The organism is Thauera sp. (assembly GCF_035444905.1).
Taxonomy (GTDB): domain Bacteria; phylum Pseudomonadota; class Gammaproteobacteria; order Burkholderiales; family Rhodocyclaceae; genus Thauera.
In genome coordinates this window covers 1-17,572 of the sequence record NZ_DAOMPS010000041.1, presented here as the reverse complement: position 1 = coordinate 17,572, position 17,572 = coordinate 1, and the positions used below count along the sequence as shown (strand labels likewise).

Here is a 17,572-nt window from a genome sequence, read left to right as displayed (position 1 = left end):
AGAAAAGAGACGGCTCTGGCCGAAGAAGTGGCCCGTTGCGGGCGTTTCGGCAGGCGACCACCCACAGCACGGATCGCCTGAACCCCGCGCGACGCGGGGGAGACGCCAAAAGGAAAGGGCCCGGAGAAAATCCGAGCCCTTGCATATGGTGGCCGAAGGGCTATCGAACTGTTGCCTAAAAGCCACAGAACGAAAGACTATTAAGACCTCAAAGTCCTTTCATACCCCCAAAAATACCCCCGGCAACAGTAGGTGACGGGTCAATCGTCTTCCCTGCTCATCGATCCGACGGTCTGCCATGCAGCTACGCTGAAGCGGTGTTCTGCAGCACCAGGAACTTCGCACCCTCTCGTTCCCGGACCTCCTCGACCCTCTGGGCAAAGTACGAGAGCGATAGCTTCTTCTCGGCCAGGAACCCCATATGGGCGTTGAAGCCCTGCAGCACCTCGTTCTTGACAAGCAGTTTGTTTGCGTACTCGATGCAGGCGGGCTCGACGACTGACATCGCGCTGCGGACCAGTGTGGCCTTGTCGAGAGTTCGCCGTAACTCGTCAAACCACTGCACGCCGCGGTTGCTGTCATTCGTGAAGTCGAGGAAGCGAATCAGGTTTGCGGCCGGCACCGACTGCACGTACCGGGCGTCAAACAGGCGTGCAGGGTCATCCTTGAGCAGCAGCTTGCCGCAGTGCTTGCGAGCGATCACACGCCAGTCGGCGTAGTGGCGAAGCATTTCATCCCGGGCGGCCTCACCCATGCCGAGGTCGCTCATCGCCATCACGCTGCCGAGGCAGGCGAGGACGTAGCAGTCCTCCGTCGCATTCAGTTCGGTGATGTCGTCGATCTCCCCGAGCTGGACCTTGTAGTGATGGGCCAGGGTCGTGAACAGCTGCTTGCTCTGAAGGAGCAAGTGTCGCCGCGTCTCGCCATCCGTGGCCTGCTGAGACAGGCGCAGGTGATCGACCGCGGTCATCAGTTGGGCATGCTGCGAAGACTGCAGGAACTGCTTGATGGCTTTCGTCTGCTTCTCAAGAGTGCTCAGCCGCTTGTCGATGCGGTTCAGGCGAGAAGCAAGATAGGCGAAGCCAGTTACCGACGTGACGATACCCAAGCCCGACAGCGCGGTGGTCGCGATCGAGTAGTTCAGGATCTGATCGGTCGCCGCCTTCACTGCAGCCACGTTCGCGCTCAAGGCTTGCATCTGGATTCCGGTCACGACCGACCCGATCGCGCCCAAGCCTGGAACCGCACCAAGCAGGCCAGCAGAAGCCGGCATTGCCAAGTGGGAGACGATTCGACCTGCAGCGTCCCGGATCACCCCACCGTGAAGGCTCAGGTTGCCCGTCGCCAAACCAATCACCTGCTCGACGGGGATGGAACGGGCCACGCTCAAACCAAGTTCAGAAAGCATTTTCTTGTCTCGTTATGAAGTCAGCGCCGCGACGCTGACGTTCGTCCCGGCGGGAACCGAAGCAGGATGCAGCTATCGCCGAGCTGAGCTCGACAGCGCGCTCCCGGGCGTTGATCCGTTCAGAGATCGGGCTCAGTCGAATTCCGCGTTCTTGAACCTCAACACGTTGCAGTTCTCCCTCACGGCACGCTGCAACCCATCCTCGAAGCCTGCTTCGCTCTCGGCGTCGATCTCGATCGAGATCCGCACCTTCACGCCCGACTTAGCGGTAAAGTTCAGCACCACCTCGTCGATGATGTCGGCGAACTGCCGCTTCGCCATGACCGGATCGAGGTCGATCGTCCCGAAGAAGTGTGTCCGAGGCGCCGTGGTCCCCGCGGCTGGCGTAGAGACAACGCGCGGGGCGGCGCCCGAGTCTGCAGCCTTTTGCCCACTGGGCGGTGTGCCAAGCGGATAGGTCACCGCTGCAGCGCCCGCCGCCTCCTGCGCGCGTTCGGCCGCGATGCGCTCGGCCTCGGCGTGTGCAAGTGATGGTTCGATCAGGATCAGCGCGGTGTCCAGAATGGGCGTTGTCCGCTTCGCGAAGCGGAAGCCCAGGTAGCGACCATCCTCCTTGCCTTGCGCGAAGCCGAAGAAATCCCGGCTCTCAGCACCCGCAGCAAGCGTGTTGTGGAACACCGCGTCGTCCTTCAGGCGTGGCAGGTACAACTGCTGGCAGGTCTGCTGCCAGACGTTGAGCGCATTGGCCTCGCCAGTGCCGTCCTTCCAGAACCACGTCTTCAGCACGTTGTGCAGGTGGATCGGGGCCCACTCCGTAATCAGCAGCTCGTTCTCACGTAGCACACGCTCGATCTCCTGTGTCAGGTTCTGCGCGCCGGAGTTGATCTGGAACGGTTCCCACTGCAGCTCCGAGAGCCCCTTCCCGCGCTCGGCGAACTGGGCCGGTGCCAGCATCCAGCGGTAGCTCTCCTTCACCATTCCGCGCAGTGCCTCGTTAGCGTCGTCCAGGCTGCGGCTTGCCTGCCGGGCTTGGTACTGGTCGAGGTTGAGCTTGAGGTCCTTGATGTCGGCGACGATCGACTGCCAAGCCAGTACCGAGCGCACCTGATCCTTCAGGCGGCTCACACTGTCCGCATCCGGGGCCAGGAAGATGAGGCGGTTCTGCTTGAAACGCGGCTGCTCGCCGCGGTGCTTGAGGATCTCCGTGGCGTAGCGGATCGCCGATTGGTCGCCGCTGCGGCTGTAGCCGGCTGTCGGCGGCAGCACCACGAGACGCAGCGCCCAGTCGTCGGGAATGTCGGCGCTGGCGGTGAACACATGCACACCGCCGAACACGCCCGGCGCCAGCGTGCGCTGCACGCGGTCGCGGACGGCAGGGATCACATCGTCCTTGTCCTGGAAGCGCCGCTTGCGGTCTTCCATCTCGCGGCGCAGGTTGGGCCGCGTGTCGAACCAGAAGCGGTTATTGCCCGAGTTCAGATAGTGCAGGCGGTCGTTCAGGCGGCGCAGCGCGTCCTTGAACACGCCGATCTGCTGCCCCGGTTGCACGCAGCCCAGCAGAACCCGCTCCAGTTCGATGCCGCGCACCATCTGGTTAGCAGTGGATGGCGCACTACCAAGGAAGATCGTCCGCGCCGTGCGCCGGCACGCCTGCACGCTACCCAGGCGCGTATCCACGCTCTCCAGCTCGGTGGTCTCCGCGCGCTCGCCGTCGACGTCGCGCTCCAGCACCGGGTCCCAGCCCTGCGGCAGGTAGTAGATCGACTCGTTGCGGGTGTCGGCGTCGTACAGCGGCAGGCTGCCGGGCATGATCATCAGGTCGCCGTTGTTGTCCTTCCACAGCCGATGGATGATCTTCGCCATCAGCTTCAGCACGCCGCGGGTGCGCTGGAAGTTGTCGAGCGAAGACCAGTCCTCGTAAAGGCGCACCAAGACCTCGGGGTGGATGGGGTAGGCGTGCATCAAGCGCTCGAAGTAGCGCGCCTCCTGGGTCTCGTGCGGCAGGTCGGCCGCGTTGGCGATGTAGTAGTCGGCAAAGGCCCGGCATACCGCCTCGGCACCCAGCTTGTCGCCGATGCTCGAGAACAGCCGACGGCGCACGATCTCGAAGGCCTCTTCGGACGACACCGGCTTCCACAGCGCCTGCACCCGGCCGAAGTAGTGCGACAGGGCAGCCAGCGCCTTCACGCCGCGCTGGCTGCCGGCTTCCTTGTCCGACTCGGGCAGCGAAGCGAGCAGCACTGCGGTGGGCACCGCCTTCAACGCCTCGGTGAGCGCCTGCACGAAGCTCAGGTTGGAATCGAAGGACCCGCCCGACAGCGTCTTGCCTTCCTCGAACTGGCGGATATAAGCCACCAGCTCGTCGATCAGGATCACGCAGGGTGCGTAGCGCCCGAGCAGGTCCGCGAGCACGCCCTTGCCGGGCGAGGTGCCGGACTCGTCCGCCTCGCGCACCATGGCGTAGCCCTCGGCACCACCGAGCTGCCAAGCCAACTCGCCCCACAGCGTGTTCACCGCCAGCCCGTCGCGCTTCATCGGCTGGTTGGGCGAGAGGCGGATGCCGTCGAGCACCGCGATACGCGCCCGCGGCATCTCCACCACGCCGGCCGCGTTCAGGATCGACGGGATGCCCGGCATGTCCGAGGCCGACACCTCGCCTTTGGCAAGGTGATACACCGCCAGCATCGTGTGCGTCTTGCCGCCGCCAAAGGCCGTCTGCAACTGGATTACCGGATCGCCTCCTCGCCCGGTCAGGCGATGGACCACGGAGTCGAGCAGCAGACGCATGCCTTCGGTGATGAAGGTGCGCTGGAAGAACAGCGACGGGTCCTGGTACTCGGCGGTCGCCGTGCCCAGATGCACGCGCGACAGGTCGGCCGCGAACTCGGCCTGCTGGAAGGTGCCCTTGAGCACGTCCTCGTGCGGAACGGCGATCTCGCGCCACGGCTTCAGACTCATTGTTCTTCTCCATCAGGCTCGGACACAGGCGGCAGGGCACCCAGTGCAACCTGTTCGCGCGCCCGCTGCACCGAACGGTGCAACTGCTCGCGCAGCAGTTTCATGTCGGGAATCTTGTCCAGGTACTCGGCAACCCGGATGTTGGCGCTTCCCAGGTCGAGCAGCTCGATCTGCTCGGTGTCGGCCTGAGCACACAGGATCAGGCCGATGGGCGACTCCTCGCCCGCGGCGCGGTCGTACTTGTCCAGCCAGCGCAAGTACAGCTCCATCTGGCCCTTGTGGGCGGGCTGGAACTTCTCCAGCTTCAATTCCACCGCCACCAGCCGACGCAAGTGCCGGTGGTAGAACAACAGGTCGAGGTAGAAGTCGTCACCGCCCACGCTGATGCGTTTCTGGCGGGCGACGAAGGTGAAGCCCGCGCCCATCTCCAGCAGAAAGCGCTCCATGTCGCGCAGGATGGCGGCCTCCAGGTCGCGCTCACTGTAGCCGTCGGGCAGGCCGAGAAAGTCCAGCATGTAGGGGTCGCGGAACACGATGTCGGGCGTCATCTGGCCGCCCGCGCGCAGCTTGACGAGCTCGGCATCGACCAGCGCCTCGGGCTGCTTGGTGAGCGCCGTGCGCAGGTAGAGCTGGCTGCCGATGCGTTCCCGAAGGGTATGCACGCTCCAGCGCTCGATGCGGCACATCTCGGCATAGAACTCGCGCTCCAGCGGCTTTTTCAGCGGCAGGATCTCGATGAAGTGGCTCCAGCTCAGGTGCGGCGATAGCGATGCCACCACCGCCTCGTCCGGGAACACCTCGGCAAATTGCACCATGCGGCGCAAGCTGCGCACGCCAAAGCTGCGGCCGTACTCGCGGACCAATTGTGTCGACAGCGTCGACACAATCTGCTCGCCATACTCGGCACGCTCGTTCTTGAGCACCTCACTGCGGATGCGCAGGCCGACATGCCAGTACAGCATCGTCACCGCACTGTTGGCCGTTTGCGCGATGTGCTGCCGGGCCTGTTCGATCAGGCCGCGCAGCTCGTTCAGCAAGGAGGCGTCGGTTCTCGGAGCAGTCATCGATTCAGTTCCTACGGCACGGACTCAGGAGACTACCCACGGCAACGTGGCGGCTGTGCCACTCCGGTCCATCACGATGGGATGCGCATCGATGGCCTTGAGCAGCGTGCGAAGCTTCAGCTTGAGCTTGTCCGGCTCGATCACGCGGGGGCGTAGTCGACTGGCTTTGGCCGGCTGCTCGATGTGACAAACCACCCGCATACGTTGCGCCCTCACCATCCGGCGAGCGAATGCGCGCTCAACCGGGTCGTTGGCGCCGACGCTCGCGGCAACCAAACCCGCCAGTGTGTCCCGCACCTTGATCGCCACCTCGTCGGCCAGATCTACCGCCTTGGTACGAGCATGCGCCCGGTAATCCTTCACCTCGATCAGCCAGGCGCTGCGATTCAACTCGCACAGCAGATCTACCGCCTTGTTGTCCGTGAAGCAGCCCTGTTGGAACTGGTTGCGATAGAAGGACCAGTCGTCGTACTTGCTCGCCTCCGCGTCGGCCGCGAACGTGAAGGTCAACGCGCCTTCCGCAATGGTCGTGCTCATGCGCCCTCCCAGTTCATGAACCGATCCGACTGAGCGAGCTCTTCATCTAGCATCACCAGGGTCTGGATATGCTCGACCTGATCGCTTTGCTCCAACGCGACATCGCCGTCCTTCGCCGCTAGCGCGAACCACCGCCTGGGTAGCTTCTGGTACTGCTTGTCGCCGAGCAGCATCTCCAGTTCCCGCAGTAGGAACAGCGAATGGCTGGCGACAAAGACCTGCACCCCGCTGGCAGCGACGGCCACGATGCTGGCCGCGATAACCTTGATCAGCTTCGGATTGAGGTTGGTCTCCGGCTCATCCCAGAACAGATAACCCTGCTCCAGCAGCGTACCCGTACTGATCAGGCGCGCCAGCATTGCGATCTTGCGCAGTCCCTCCGCGACCAGCGGCATTTCCATCCGGCCCTCGCCCGGCAGTTGAAGGTAGAAGCGCCCACTCGCCGCATCCACCTGAACCTTGCCGCCCATGGCCTGCTCCAGCGGCTCCAGCAGCGCTGCCGCGCGTTTCTCCCGGGGGCCTTTCAACGACGGATTGCCCAACAAGGACACGGTATCCCGCCAGGTCTCCTCGAACTCGAGGTGATAGTTGTCGTACAGCGGTACAAACCACGGGCACAGGGTCACCAGCTCACGGGTCGGCAGATAGGCCGGCGAGCGCTCAAGACCTTTGGTCGGACGCTTCTTCAGCTCCACCTGCGACTTGGCGTTCGATGCAAAGCCACCAGCCACGCTTAACTGCGAATCGGTCATTCGAACGCTGAATCCGCAGCGGCCACGCCCCTGCCTCCGCTTTACGAGGCGTCCTAGGCTTTCGGGCCGAAAGACTCCCACCAGTTTTTCGGCATAGGCCCGCTCAAGTTGCGCGGCACTGAGGTCCTTGGCGTCCGACGGGACCTTAAGCAATGCATACAGAAGCTTCAGGACGTGCGTCTTTCCAAACCCGTTCTCACCAACGATGACATTCAGTCCAGACGCGAACTCCCACGTCGCGTCTGGTAGCGCGGTGAAATTCTGGACTTCCAGCGTCTTGATCATCCCAAGCCTCCCTAAATATCCAGACTACCCTGAGCCCCCACATGCCCCGCCTCGCTCGCCCCGCGCTCCACACCGCTCCAGGCGGTGATCAGCTCGTTGTAGGCGCGGGCATCTTCGGCCCAGCCCTTGCGCTCGCACAGGGTGTAGAGGCGGTAGGCGAGCGCGCGGATGGGTTCGGCGCGGGCGGGCATGCGGGCGAGCAGCGCTCCGGCGGCGGTTTCGCCGTCCTGGTTCAGCGCGCGGATCATCTGGTGCAGGGCTTCCCACACCGGGACGCGGGTGTCGGTTTCCGGGTTCCAGTCGCGCGGCATCTCGGCCCATTTCAACAGGCGCAGGTCGCCCTTGCCGGAGGCCACCACGCCGGCATCTGTCAGGCCGGCCACGCTGGTGCCCTTGGCGCGGGCGAGCACGTCGGCCTCGCCATATTTGCCGGTGGCCCAGCCCTGGCCCTCGAACCAGTGCAGGCAGAACTGGGTGTCGTGGTCGAAGTCGTCCTCGGCGAGGAAGCGGTTGATGAGCTGCAGCGCAGTGCGCACGCTCATCGGCTTGCCGTCGGCTTCGAGCACCGCCGCGTACTGGCTAAAGATCGCCATGCCCGGGCCGATGATGGCCTGGGACAGATCGACCGGCGCCACCGGGCTGTTGATGCCGCCGCGGGTCATGTCCATCAGCGCCTCGGGCAACGCGGCGTTCAGTTCGCGGATGAACTCGCGGCGGCTGACGGTGGCGGCGTCGGCATCGCGCTTGCGGCAGACGAGGACGATGCTGGAGGCGAGGGCGTTCGTGGCGACCTTGACACCAGTTGGCCGTTCAGTACGCATGGGCCAAGTACCGACGATTCCGAATCCCGCATGAAGAACCGCGTCCAGAAAGGTCTCCCAGCCAGTGCTTGATGTACCCGCATCGCCTTTGGTTTCGGATTGTTTGAAAGCGTAGTAAATCGTTACTGGAAATGCCGGATGCGCCTGTTCAGCCAAGTTGTGAATGGCGTGAGTCATACCTTCAAGAAAAAAGGCTTCAGCCTTTTCCTTGCCGCCGTGACGGTAGGGTGTGGCAACCAGTTCCTCGGCCTTGGGCACGGCCAACGTGGCGTACAGACCGGGGAAGATCGGCTTCAGGCTCTTGCGTAGCCAGACGTAGAAGAAATCGGACAGATCAGCGTAACCAATGTTGTCGTAGTAGGGGGGGTCTGTAGATACAACCTTTCCCTGAGTGATTGATTGGGCTTGTGCGTCGAACTGCGAGACATGCGCGGGTGTTTCCGAACAATCACTGACGACCTTCGCCATTGAGGCAGTGGTGGCCGCGAAATCCCCCGCGGCTCCCGCAAACGGGTTTACTTCCGGAAAATCCCAAGCCATGGGAATTGCTTGTCGGCTGAAAAGATTAACGCTCTGCTCTCTGCTTTGAGACCAGACCGCAAGCGCATTTACGGTATTCGTCGTGCGGCTGATCGCTAGTCCCAAATACACCCCCACCGCCTGCGCATACGCCGTCGCGCCGCTGCCGCCGGCATCCAGTCCGGTGCCGTCATCGGCCAATCCTGCGGTCAACGCATCCTGGCGGCACTTCTCGATCGCCTCCTGCACTAGATCGGAAAAGGTGGTTAGCGCCACCAGTTGGCGGGGGGTGAAGAGGTCGCCGTAGGTCTTCAGGCCATAGAGCGGCGGCGAGAACCAGCGCGGGTTCTCCGGCATCGCAACTTCGGGCTTCCATTCTGGCTGTGCGTCGCGTGCGATCGCTTCCTGCTCAGGCATGGGCGACAGATAGAGACGACCACGCACACCCTCGGCAACGACTGCCATCAGCCGTGCGCCCACTCTCCCTGCATTGGCCTCAGCGTAGATATGCTTCGGTTCAATCGGGGTATCCGACAGCAAGCATTGGAAGTTCGCACCGCGCCCGAGCTTGGTGCCGTCCTTCGCACTCTCCGGCGGCGTCCCCACCTTCACCGTAAAGCGGTAGCGATCCCCGTCGACGACCGGCTCCACATACGCCTCCTTGCCCGCCTTGCTCGACAGCACGAAGGTCGAGGCCAGCGGCACCTCGGCGTGGCTGAAGGCGGGGTTGGGGCTGTTCACCGTGCGCGCCCACAGCCACGCGATCACGGTGAGCTTCTGCCCGAGCAGCGGCTTGAGGTCCGGGCGCTGAGCGGTGGCAGATGAGACCATCTCGGCGGTGACTTCGATCTTCGGGTACAGATGGCCGATGCGTTTTTCCGCCTCCGCCCGCATCCAGGCGCCGTAGCGGCGCACGTCCTCGGCCAGGCCCTTGGCGCCGGACCAGTCCTTGGCGAAAAGCCCTCCCTCTCCCCCGGCCCCTCTCCCTGAGGGCGAGGGGAGAAAATCGGTCGGCCCCACCGGCGCACGGCCGGCAAAGCGCGGCGGGATCTCGATCATCGCCTTGTTGATGGTCACCGCCACCGGGTTGAGGTCGCTGGCGTAGCTCTCCAGCCCCAGGCGCTGCGCCTCCAGCGGCAGCGCGCCCCCACCCGCGAATGGGTCATGGAAGGCGGGCAGCTTGTCCGGGTTGAAGAGCTCGGCCGCCTGCGGATGGGAGGCCACGTAACTGCGGTTGAGCGCGCAGGTCTCACGCCAGCTCTTCCAGATCTCCGCGTGGGCGCGGGCGAGCACGTCCTCGTTGTTGGTGTTCTCCCACTGCACCAGGTCCTCGATGATCTTGAACAGGCGCTCGCGCTCGATGGCGGCCTTTTCCTTGTTCACCCCGCGCCCCAGGTGGCGCTCGTAGCCGGGGTCGTTGACCATCTGCGCAAAGATCACCGCCCGTGCTGCGGCCAAAGGCCGACGCGCCCACCACAGGTGCAGCGTGCTGGGGTGACCGTGGCGGATCGACTTCTCGCGCGCCGCGGCGACGTTGATGGCGTCGAGCGGGAGGGCGACTTCGATGAGTTTTTTGGGGGTTTTGAGGGGGGTCATAGGAGTGCAGGCGCCTGCTGTTGCAGCGTTTGCTCGGCTACCGGGCCGAAAAATTGTCGGGTCAGGGAGAAGAAGCGCCTGAGCTTGTTGCCTGATGGCACAAGCTCGATCGCCACCAGATCGGGGAGACTCCAGCCTTTATCGACGTGCTCTCTGAACAGTTCGTCGAGTTCATCCCACCACTGACGGCGTCGGGTGACGAGGAACGGGCTGTTGAGGTTAAGCGTGTCGATGGTGTACTGCGCACGGTCGCGGTCCTGCTCACCGAGATCATCAGCAGGTGTCACGCGACCATCGGACAGGTAGGCAAAGAAGCGGCGGCAGTCCGGTTGATGCGGCAAGACGAAGCGCAACATGTCCACAGGCCCATTGGCGCTTTGTTTACCTGAAGCGTGACCGCCGAACACCTCCTCGCCTCGAGCCTTCAGTGTGCCAAGCTCATCGCTGTGGAGTGCGCTGGCGGCGAGGTTTGCGTAGTCGAACGTGCGAGGCGGATTCTGCCGTTTGTTCTCGACGTGCTCGATGTGATAACCCAGCCCTTCCTCGTCGGCGCGTAATTCGCTGTAGCAGCACAGGTGAAACTGCTCGTCCAGAAGGCGCTGCAAGACCTCCCCCTTGTAACCAAAGCTGCTCCAGCGGCTGCCTGCCTGTTCGGGCGTTTGGGGCGGATTGGCATGCGATTGGTTGAGATGGAAACCTCCCGAACCTTGCTTGTGAATCGCCCTCATCGTTTCAGGGCCTCCTGCCGCTGAATGCTGCGGCGAAGGCGTTGAAGCTGAGGGTGCTGTTCGCCCAGCGTCTGGGTGAGCGCGCTCATCAAACTGATCGCTGTGTCATCCTGATAACGCCCCTGATCCACCAATTCGGTCAGGCGCTGCAAATCGGCCTTTTCAGCGACCGGCGGCTGGGGATCGACCAGCATCACGCTTTGCATCACGTCGCCACTGGGTTCGCCATAGGTGCGTGCCATGGGCTCAGTGGCAATGATGTTGCCACTCTGGTCTGGACTCAGAACCCGGATGTTCTCGCGGCGAACCGTGCTGAGCACTTGCGGGCTGTGGGTGGTGACGATGAACTGCAGGGCCGGAAAGGCTCGAGTGAGGTTCAGCAACACCACCTGTTGCCACTCCGGATGTAGGTGCATGTCGACCTCATCGATCAGCACGATACCGGGTGTTCGAATTGCTGCTTCTGAGCCAAGGTGGCCATTGAGTTTGGTAGCACGGAATGCAATGTCAGCAACCATGCCGATCATGTTGCGAATACCGTCGCTGAGCAGCTCGACTGGGAGTTGGCCGAACTGATCGTGATGCGCCACCAGCGCATCCTCGGTGAACGAATACTCGATGTCCTTCCAGCCTGCTGGCGCAAGACATGCGTTCACCGCGCCGCTGACCGACTGGATATAGCCCTCGAACTCGGTATGGGTGGAGCGTTGGCCTGTCTCTTGCGCCTTGATGCGCGTCTCTTTGGCGTTGAGATTCCAGTAGCGGAACCACTCCACAAACGCCTTATAGCTCGATGCAGGATCGAGGCAGTCGGCATAGCCGATCGTGCGCGAAGTACGTTGGATCTTCTTGCTCGCCATCAGCTTCTTCTGCTGCCAGAGGCGGCCGGTGCCGTAGTAGGCCAGCAAGGGCAGGAGGACTACCTTGCCGGGCGTGCGCACAGCTTCCTGCAGGCGCTTTCCGTAGTCGATCAGCTCCTTCGCATCCTTGATCGTCGTCTTGGCCTTGGTCGGGCCTGTCAGTGCCCGACGCCAGATCGATGATCGGTGATTTTCCGAAACGCTATCGATCAGGCTATCGGGAATGAATCCATACGCTTCCAAGCGAACGCCATTCGGGGCGTACTCCATCTCGTGCGAGGCTGTTTCCCGAACCTTGAACAGGCGGATGTCACTGGACTCGAAATGCTTGCCAACAGCCTCATCGAAGGCCCCCACGTAGGGGCCGAACGCCACTGCGATCGCGTCGAGGACAGAGGTCTTGCCCGCCCCATTGGCGGCCACAAGCACCGTGAGCTGCGGATGAAAATCGATGTCGAGAACCTCGAAACAGCGGTAGTCGCGCAGTTTCAACGCCTGCAGATTCAGATGGGGCATGACGCCTCCACGCGTTTGAACAAATTGCTCAAGTCGAGATTGATGCTACTCACGGCCCAGTCGGGCTCCAGCTTGGATGAGATGGCTTCAGCGCGCTCACCGCAACTCAACTCGTCTCACGCTGGCTCGGGAATGCTGCCAACGGGCTCATTCACGTCTGCGATCAGGCCAACCAGCTTCTTAGAGAGCAACGCCCGACGGGCGCTGACCCATTGCGGCAGTCGGTCGAGGGCATAGAGCGCGGGGTCGTCCGGCAAGCAGTGAAACGCGCGCGCCTCGGGCGACAGGCTGGCGGCCCATTGCTCGAAGGGCAGCGCGAAGTAGCTCTCCTGCTCGCGCGTATCAAGCGCGACACCGAGGATCAGCTTGTTGGCAAAGCCCTGGACGGCCGGCATCAATGCGTCGTGTACGCCAGCACGATGCAGCTCATCCGGCATGAAGAAGCGCGACTGCACGAACGGCAGCGCGCGACGCCTCAAGTTGGGCAAGTCGTCGGGGTAGATCAGCGACAACAACGCCTCGGCGTTCGAGGCTTCGATGGGTGTCGAGGTCCAGGTACGCAGGTCACTCTCGCCGAATTCGAGCGAGCGACCCATGCGGCCGAACCCCTCGGCGACCTCGGCCAGCGGAAAGTCGCTGCGGCCTTGAAGGTTGCGCCGGACGACGCTGCGATAGGTCGAGAACGTCGTCCCGGTCTGCAGGCTCAGGAGGCTCTTGAAGTCGAGTAGCACGAGCCAGCGGCGGATGCGCTGCCGGTCAGTATCGGCGAGTCGAAGCTCGGCCGACGGATTGCTGCGATGCAGGTAGTAGGCCAGCAGCATGACCACGTTGGTACTGAACAGGCGCTCGCCGTAGAAACCCATCTCGCGCAGGACCCGGGCAGTGAAGCGCAAGACCTCCTTGGTTCGCTCCCAGCTCTGCTCGAGCACGCGGATGTTGGCCGGGACGAAGTTCTGCACCTTGATCGAGAAATCGAGATCGTTGAGGAAGAGCGCAGCACGCAGCACGAACTCGCGCGTAATCGCGCGCTTGGGGTTCAGGGACTCGGTGAGGTCGTCGATGAGCTCTTCAGTTTCTTCCCGGGCGTTGAAGCGCTCCCAGCGCAGGGTGATCACCGACATCAGCAGATCGCTGCGGCTGAGTCGTGTGCCGCCGTCGTTGGCGCGGATGAAGATGTCGAGGACCCGGTCGTAGGAATCGCTGTACTCGGTGAAGTAGGCCATCGCTTGGTCATGCCAGACGGCATCCCACAGGCGCAGCAGGTTGGCGCGCGCCATTGTCCTGCCGGTTTCGCTGAGATTGAGGTTGGCCTCGACCCAGTTCTCGACCATCACGTCGCGCTGCTCGGGCGTGGGCGCAGCCAGGATGAGCCCGACCTCGAACCAGAGTTCGTCGCCTATGCTGATTGGGGGGTGGGCCTGATCCACGAACTCGAAGCGGTAATGCTCGGCGATCGGGCTCAGCTCGTCGTTTTCCTGATCGGTTTCCATTTCGGGCGCGTGGGCGAGGTCGATGAAGAGGATCTTCTCGTCCCAGGCATCATCGGTGGCCTTGCGCTTGTGCTTGCGCTTGACCGTGTAGGAGCCCTGCAACCCAATGAGCAGGGAGGTCAGGCGCTGCTGCCCGTCGAGGACCAGTGAAACGCGGTCGTCCGCACTGAGGCCGGAGGGTTCGTTGTGAATGGACCCCATGCGGAAGTGGGTTACGAAGCGATAAATCTCCCAGTCGTCACGGCTGCCGGGCGGAAGGTCCCAGAACATCAGGGCGCCGATCGGATAGCCGCGCATGAGCGAGTCGAAGAGCCGAATGATCTGCTCGGGCGTCCATACGTAGGGGCGCTGGATGGCGGGGATGAAGAGTTCGCGGTTGATGCGGTTGAGCGTTTCGGCAACGGTCGTGGTCTGGTAACCCATGTATGCACCGGGGATCGAAAAGGAACTCGAAGGGATTGCGTTAGTCGCGAGGGTGGGGACGGAATTCGCGGGCGTGTTGCCGGGTGCGAGGAGGTCTTGCGGCGCCTTTGTTGGCTGCGGCTCTGCAGCGATCCCCTTCTGCTGGAAGTCGCCGTACCAGACGAGGAAACGAACGAGCTCGTCAAGCGTATGGAAGATCCAGTACAGCACCGGGCTCCCGACGCGCAGCCGCGGACAGTTCTTCCCGTTGAGGTTCGAGTTGCGCGACTTCTCGGCCGAGTAAGCGCGCACCGGCGCCGCCGGCGCATCGTCGAGCGAGACTTGCTCGGTCCAGACGTAGATCTGCGCTCGGTCTCGCTCAAGCGCAATCTGGCGCCCGTTGGGCATCTCGAAACCGGCAATGTAGTTGCTCGGGGGCGCGATGCGACGCGCGCGCGTCGCACACCAAGCCTCCGCCATTTTGACGATGTCGCTCATGTCAGAGCGTCTCCTCCGGGCGAACAGCACGCTCCAGCAGCAGGCCGAGATCCAGATTCTTGCTGGTCTCGGCCCAGTCCGGCTCCTGCTGGAAAGGCTGACGAACGTAATACGGTCCTTCTTGGTGGTCGCCATCGACAAGTACGATCCCGAGGATGAACTTGTCGGCCTGATTCAGTCCGTAGAGGATCTCGTTGCGGGTGACGGTGATGGTGGTGGCGCCCTTCGCCCGCCCCTTCACCTCGATGTGGCGCGAAGGTGGAATGCGACCGTCGATGGACTGCGGGATGCTGGTCACGTCCCAACCGCATTTTTGCGCGGAGACATCGATCACGTCGTGGCCTAGTGCACGCTCGGCGTCCATCACCGCCTGCATGGCGATGCGCTCGATGCGAGCGCGAGCGTCGGCGTCGGCCGACCAGCCACCTACCTCCTGCGACACGCCCTTGCGCTGCATCAGCAGGCCGGCGGGGATCACCAACGCGCCACCCAGCACAACAGGCGTGGCAGAGACGACGTGGCGCATGGCCTGCAGTTCGCGCTGGCGCGACTCGAGCCGGGCGGTGAGATCGTCGATCGTGCGGCGCACGTTCTCCAGCGTCAGCCGCACGTCCTTCCCGGCGGCCATGTCGTCCTGCAGCTTGATGTAGCGGTCGGACCAGAAGTTGATTTCCTTCACCAAGCGCTCGCGGACAGCCCCGAGCGTTTTGTCGACCGATTGCTCGCGGCGTTGCCGCACCTCGTCGAAGTGCATGGGCACGAGTTGCTGGGAAGCATGGGCGAGGGCGAGCTGCTCGAGATCTCTCGCGATCCAAGGCGCTGCAAGCACATCCTGTATCAGGGCAATGTCGGTAGGCTCAATGGGCTCCAGGTCCAGGTGTGGCGCCCAGCCGGCGTTGATCGCGTGGCCTTGCGGGTCGATCTCGACGAACTGCAAACGGCGTGAAACGACACGAGTCTGGTCTGCCCCTTCCCTCACCGAATGGTCGATGCTGAAAATCAGCCGCGGCGTAAGTCCCATGTCGGCCGGATCGATCAGCACCGCGCCCTGCTTGAGCTTGTTGCGATGCTGTTCCAGCACGATGTCGGTGACGGCCTGCATCAGCGGATGACCGGGATGGATGAGGCTTGCCATCTTGGCCTCGGCTCGGCCGGGTACGCGGACGTGCTCCTTCTCGAAGCACACCCGCTCATAGCGACGCAGCACGGGCTCGTTGTAGCGCCGGTCCCGACCCGCGATCTGTCGATCACGTTCACGGATGACCGCGGGCACATGGGTGATCTCGGAACGGCCAGCTTCGCGCGAACGCAGTTCACCCCCGAGCGACTGGAACGCCTGATTGAAGAAGGCACGGATGAAATAGGGCTGCAGCTTGCGGGCTTCGGCCTTCTCCATCTCTTCCTTCACCGCGTAGAGGCGCTGCGGGTCCATGACCTCTTCACACAGCGCGTTGCGACGGATGATGTTCTGCAGGTGGTCGGTGTCGAGCGCGCCCTCGATCTTGCGGAAGAGCTCGGCCTTACGGGCGGGGTCTTCGCCGTACTGGATGGCCTCGATGAGCAGTTCGCGCAGGCTCTTTTCCTCGAACACTTCGCCCAGGATGTCGAACACCCGCCCGCCCAGGGCCTTGCGTTCGACTTCCAGCTTGTCGAACAGGCGCTGGAAGACGTCGCCTTCGCGGGTCTCGTTGGCGACCATGTTCCACAGGTGGCAGATCTCTGTCTGACCGATACGGTGGATGCGGCCGAAGCGCTGCTCGATGCGGTTGGGGTTCCAAGGCAGGTCGTAATTGACCATGAGGTTGGCGTTTTGCAGGTTCACGCCTTCGCCGGCCGCGTCGGTTGCGATGAGCACGCGTACCACCGGGTCGTTGCGGAAGAGCTCCTGCACCTTGCGCCTGTCCTCGCGCTTGACGCCGCCGTGGATGAGCACGACCGCCTCTTCGCTGCCGAGCACGCCGCGGATCTTCACGGCGAGGTAGTTGAGGGTGTCGCGGTGTTCGGTGAAGACGATGAGCTTGCGCTGGCGGCCGTCGGCATCGTGCATCTCGGGCGTGTCCTGCAGCAGGCGCGAGAGCTCGTCCCACTTGCGGTCCTGGCCGGAATGCACCACCTGGCGGGCCTGTTCTTCCAGCCCTTCGAGGATGACGATCTCAGCCTGGAGCTCGACGATGGTGCGGGCGGCAGTAGCCTGATCGACGACGGATTCCTCGAACTCCTCGTAGTCTTCCGGGGCGAGATTGTCGGGCGCATCCCAGATGTCTTCGCCGGCGCCGTTGGTGAACACGCTGTTGGCCAATACTTCGCCGCGCTGGCGCAGCTTCTCTTCTTCGACCCGGCGTTGCAGCTTGGTCCGGCGACGGCGCAGGGACTGGTAGATGGCCTCGGGGCTCGAGGCAAGCCGGCGCTGCAGCGCGGTGAGCGCGAATCCGACCGTGCCGCGGCGCGCACCGTCTTCGAGCTGATCGGCGCGGTTCATCTCCGTCTTCACATAGTCGGTGACGGCGCCGTACAGCGCGGCTTCGAGATCCGAGAGGCGGTAATTGACCGTGTAGGCGTGGCGCTCGGGAAAAAGCTTCGTGCCGTCGAAGCGCAGCATCTCTTCCTTGACCATGCGGCGCATGAGGTCGGACACATCCACCTTGTGCGCCCCGTCGCGGAACTTGCCGTAGAAGCGATCGGAATCGAGCAGCGACAGGAAGAGCTGGAAATCCTCTTCCTTGCCGTTGTGCGGTGTCGCGGTCATCAGCAGGAAATGCCGGGTGATGCTGCCGAGCAGTTCGCCGAGCTGAAAGCGCTTGGTCTTGTTGATCTTGTTGCCGAAGTAGTTGGCCGAGAGCTTGTGCGCTTCATCGACCACCACCAGATCCCAGCGCGTGAGCTGGAGCTTCTGCAGCAGGTCGTCGTTGCGCGAGAGCTGATCGACCCGGGCCACCAGCAGATCGGTGTCCTCGAACGGGTTGCCGCTGGCGCTGTTCTCGACGAGGTCGCGACCGAAGATGCGGAACTCCAGCCCGAACTTCTCGCGCATCTCGTCCTGCCACTGCTCCACAAGGCTGCCTGGGGCGACGATGAGCACACGGCGGGCGTCGGCGCGCATCAGGAGCTCGCGGATGAACAGGCCCGCCATGATCGTCT

General features: G+C 63.2%; 10 protein-coding genes. All 10 read right to left on the bottom strand.

The window, feature by feature from the left end; all coding sequences use genetic code 11:
- Positions 1–304: 304 nt before the first annotated feature.
- Positions 305–1,408: a hypothetical protein gene (locus tag PLC66_RS16315; RefSeq protein WP_324542305.1), complete on the bottom strand. Its 1,104-nt coding sequence runs from the start codon at positions 1,406–1,408 to the stop codon at positions 305–307.
- 132 nt (positions 1,409–1,540) lie between these two features.
- Positions 1,541–4,366, bottom strand: a complete 2,826-nt coding sequence (locus PLC66_RS16310; protein ID WP_324542303.1) for an ATP-binding protein — start codon at positions 4,364–4,366, stop codon at positions 1,541–1,543.
- Positions 4,363–5,430, bottom strand: a complete 1,068-nt coding sequence (locus tag PLC66_RS16305; protein WP_324542301.1) for a PDDEXK nuclease domain-containing protein — start codon at positions 5,428–5,430, stop codon at positions 4,363–4,365. The genes PLC66_RS16310 and PLC66_RS16305 overlap by 4 nt, the downstream gene beginning before the upstream one ends.
- Positions 5,431–5,454: 24 nt before the next feature.
- Positions 5,455–5,967 (bottom strand): hypothetical protein, encoded by a 513-nt coding sequence (locus PLC66_RS16300; RefSeq protein WP_324542298.1) that lies wholly within the window; start codon positions 5,965–5,967, stop codon positions 5,455–5,457.
- On the bottom strand, positions 5,964–7,004 hold the full coding sequence (locus PLC66_RS16295) for an AAA family ATPase (protein ID WP_324542296.1): 1,041 nt from the start codon (positions 7,002–7,004) through the stop codon (positions 5,964–5,966). Before PLC66_RS16295 ends, PLC66_RS16300 begins: the two co-directional genes overlap by 4 nt.
- A gap of 11 nt (positions 7,005–7,015) precedes the next feature.
- Positions 7,016–9,940 carry a DUF1156 domain-containing protein gene (locus tag PLC66_RS16290; RefSeq protein WP_324542295.1) on the bottom strand — a complete coding sequence of 975 codons (2,925 nt, stop codon included), beginning with the start codon at positions 9,938–9,940 and terminating at the stop codon, positions 7,016–7,018.
- Positions 9,937–10,668: a retron system putative HNH endonuclease gene (locus PLC66_RS16285; RefSeq protein ID WP_324542293.1), complete on the bottom strand. Its 732-nt coding sequence runs from the start codon at positions 10,666–10,668 to the stop codon at positions 9,937–9,939. Before PLC66_RS16285 ends, PLC66_RS16290 begins: the two co-directional genes overlap by 4 nt.
- Positions 10,665–12,044, bottom strand: coding sequence for an AAA family ATPase (locus tag PLC66_RS16280; RefSeq protein ID WP_324542291.1), 1,380 nt, complete (start codon positions 12,042–12,044; stop codon positions 10,665–10,667). Before PLC66_RS16280 ends, PLC66_RS16285 begins: the two co-directional genes overlap by 4 nt.
- Positions 12,045–12,160: 116 nt before the next feature.
- Positions 12,161–14,434: a DUF262 domain-containing protein gene (locus PLC66_RS16275; protein ID WP_324542289.1), complete on the bottom strand. Its 2,274-nt coding sequence runs from the start codon at positions 14,432–14,434 to the stop codon at positions 12,161–12,163.
- A 1-nt stretch (position 14,435) separates the two neighbouring features.
- On the bottom strand, positions 14,436–17,572 hold a 3,137-nt coding region (locus PLC66_RS16270), incomplete at its 5' end, for a helicase-related protein (protein WP_324542287.1).

Coding starts and splice junctions, on each gene's coding strand:
- PLC66_RS16285 (WP_324542293.1), bottom strand. CDS start 10,668: ATGAGGGCGATTCACAAGCAAGGTTCGGGAGGTTTCCATCTCAACCAA.
- PLC66_RS16290 (WP_324542295.1), bottom strand. CDS start 9,940: ATGACCCCCCTCAAAACCCCCAAAAAACTCATCGAAGTCGCCCTCCCG.
- PLC66_RS16275 (WP_324542289.1), bottom strand. CDS start 14,434: ATGAGCGACATCGTCAAAATGGCGGAGGCTTGGTGTGCGACGCGCGCG.
- PLC66_RS16315 (WP_324542305.1), bottom strand. CDS start 1,408: ATGCTTTCTGAACTTGGTTTGAGCGTGGCCCGTTCCATCCCCGTCGAG.
- PLC66_RS16280 (WP_324542291.1), bottom strand. CDS start 12,044: ATGCCCCATCTGAATCTGCAGGCGTTGAAACTGCGCGACTACCGCTGT.
- PLC66_RS16295 (WP_324542296.1), bottom strand. CDS start 7,004: ATGATCAAGACGCTGGAAGTCCAGAATTTCACCGCGCTACCAGACGCG.
- PLC66_RS16305 (WP_324542301.1), bottom strand. CDS start 5,430: ATGACTGCTCCGAGAACCGACGCCTCCTTGCTGAACGAGCTGCGCGGC.
- PLC66_RS16310 (WP_324542303.1), bottom strand. CDS start 4,366: ATGAGTCTGAAGCCGTGGCGCGAGATCGCCGTTCCGCACGAGGACGTG.
- PLC66_RS16300 (WP_324542298.1), bottom strand. CDS start 5,967: ATGAGCACGACCATTGCGGAAGGCGCGTTGACCTTCACGTTCGCGGCC.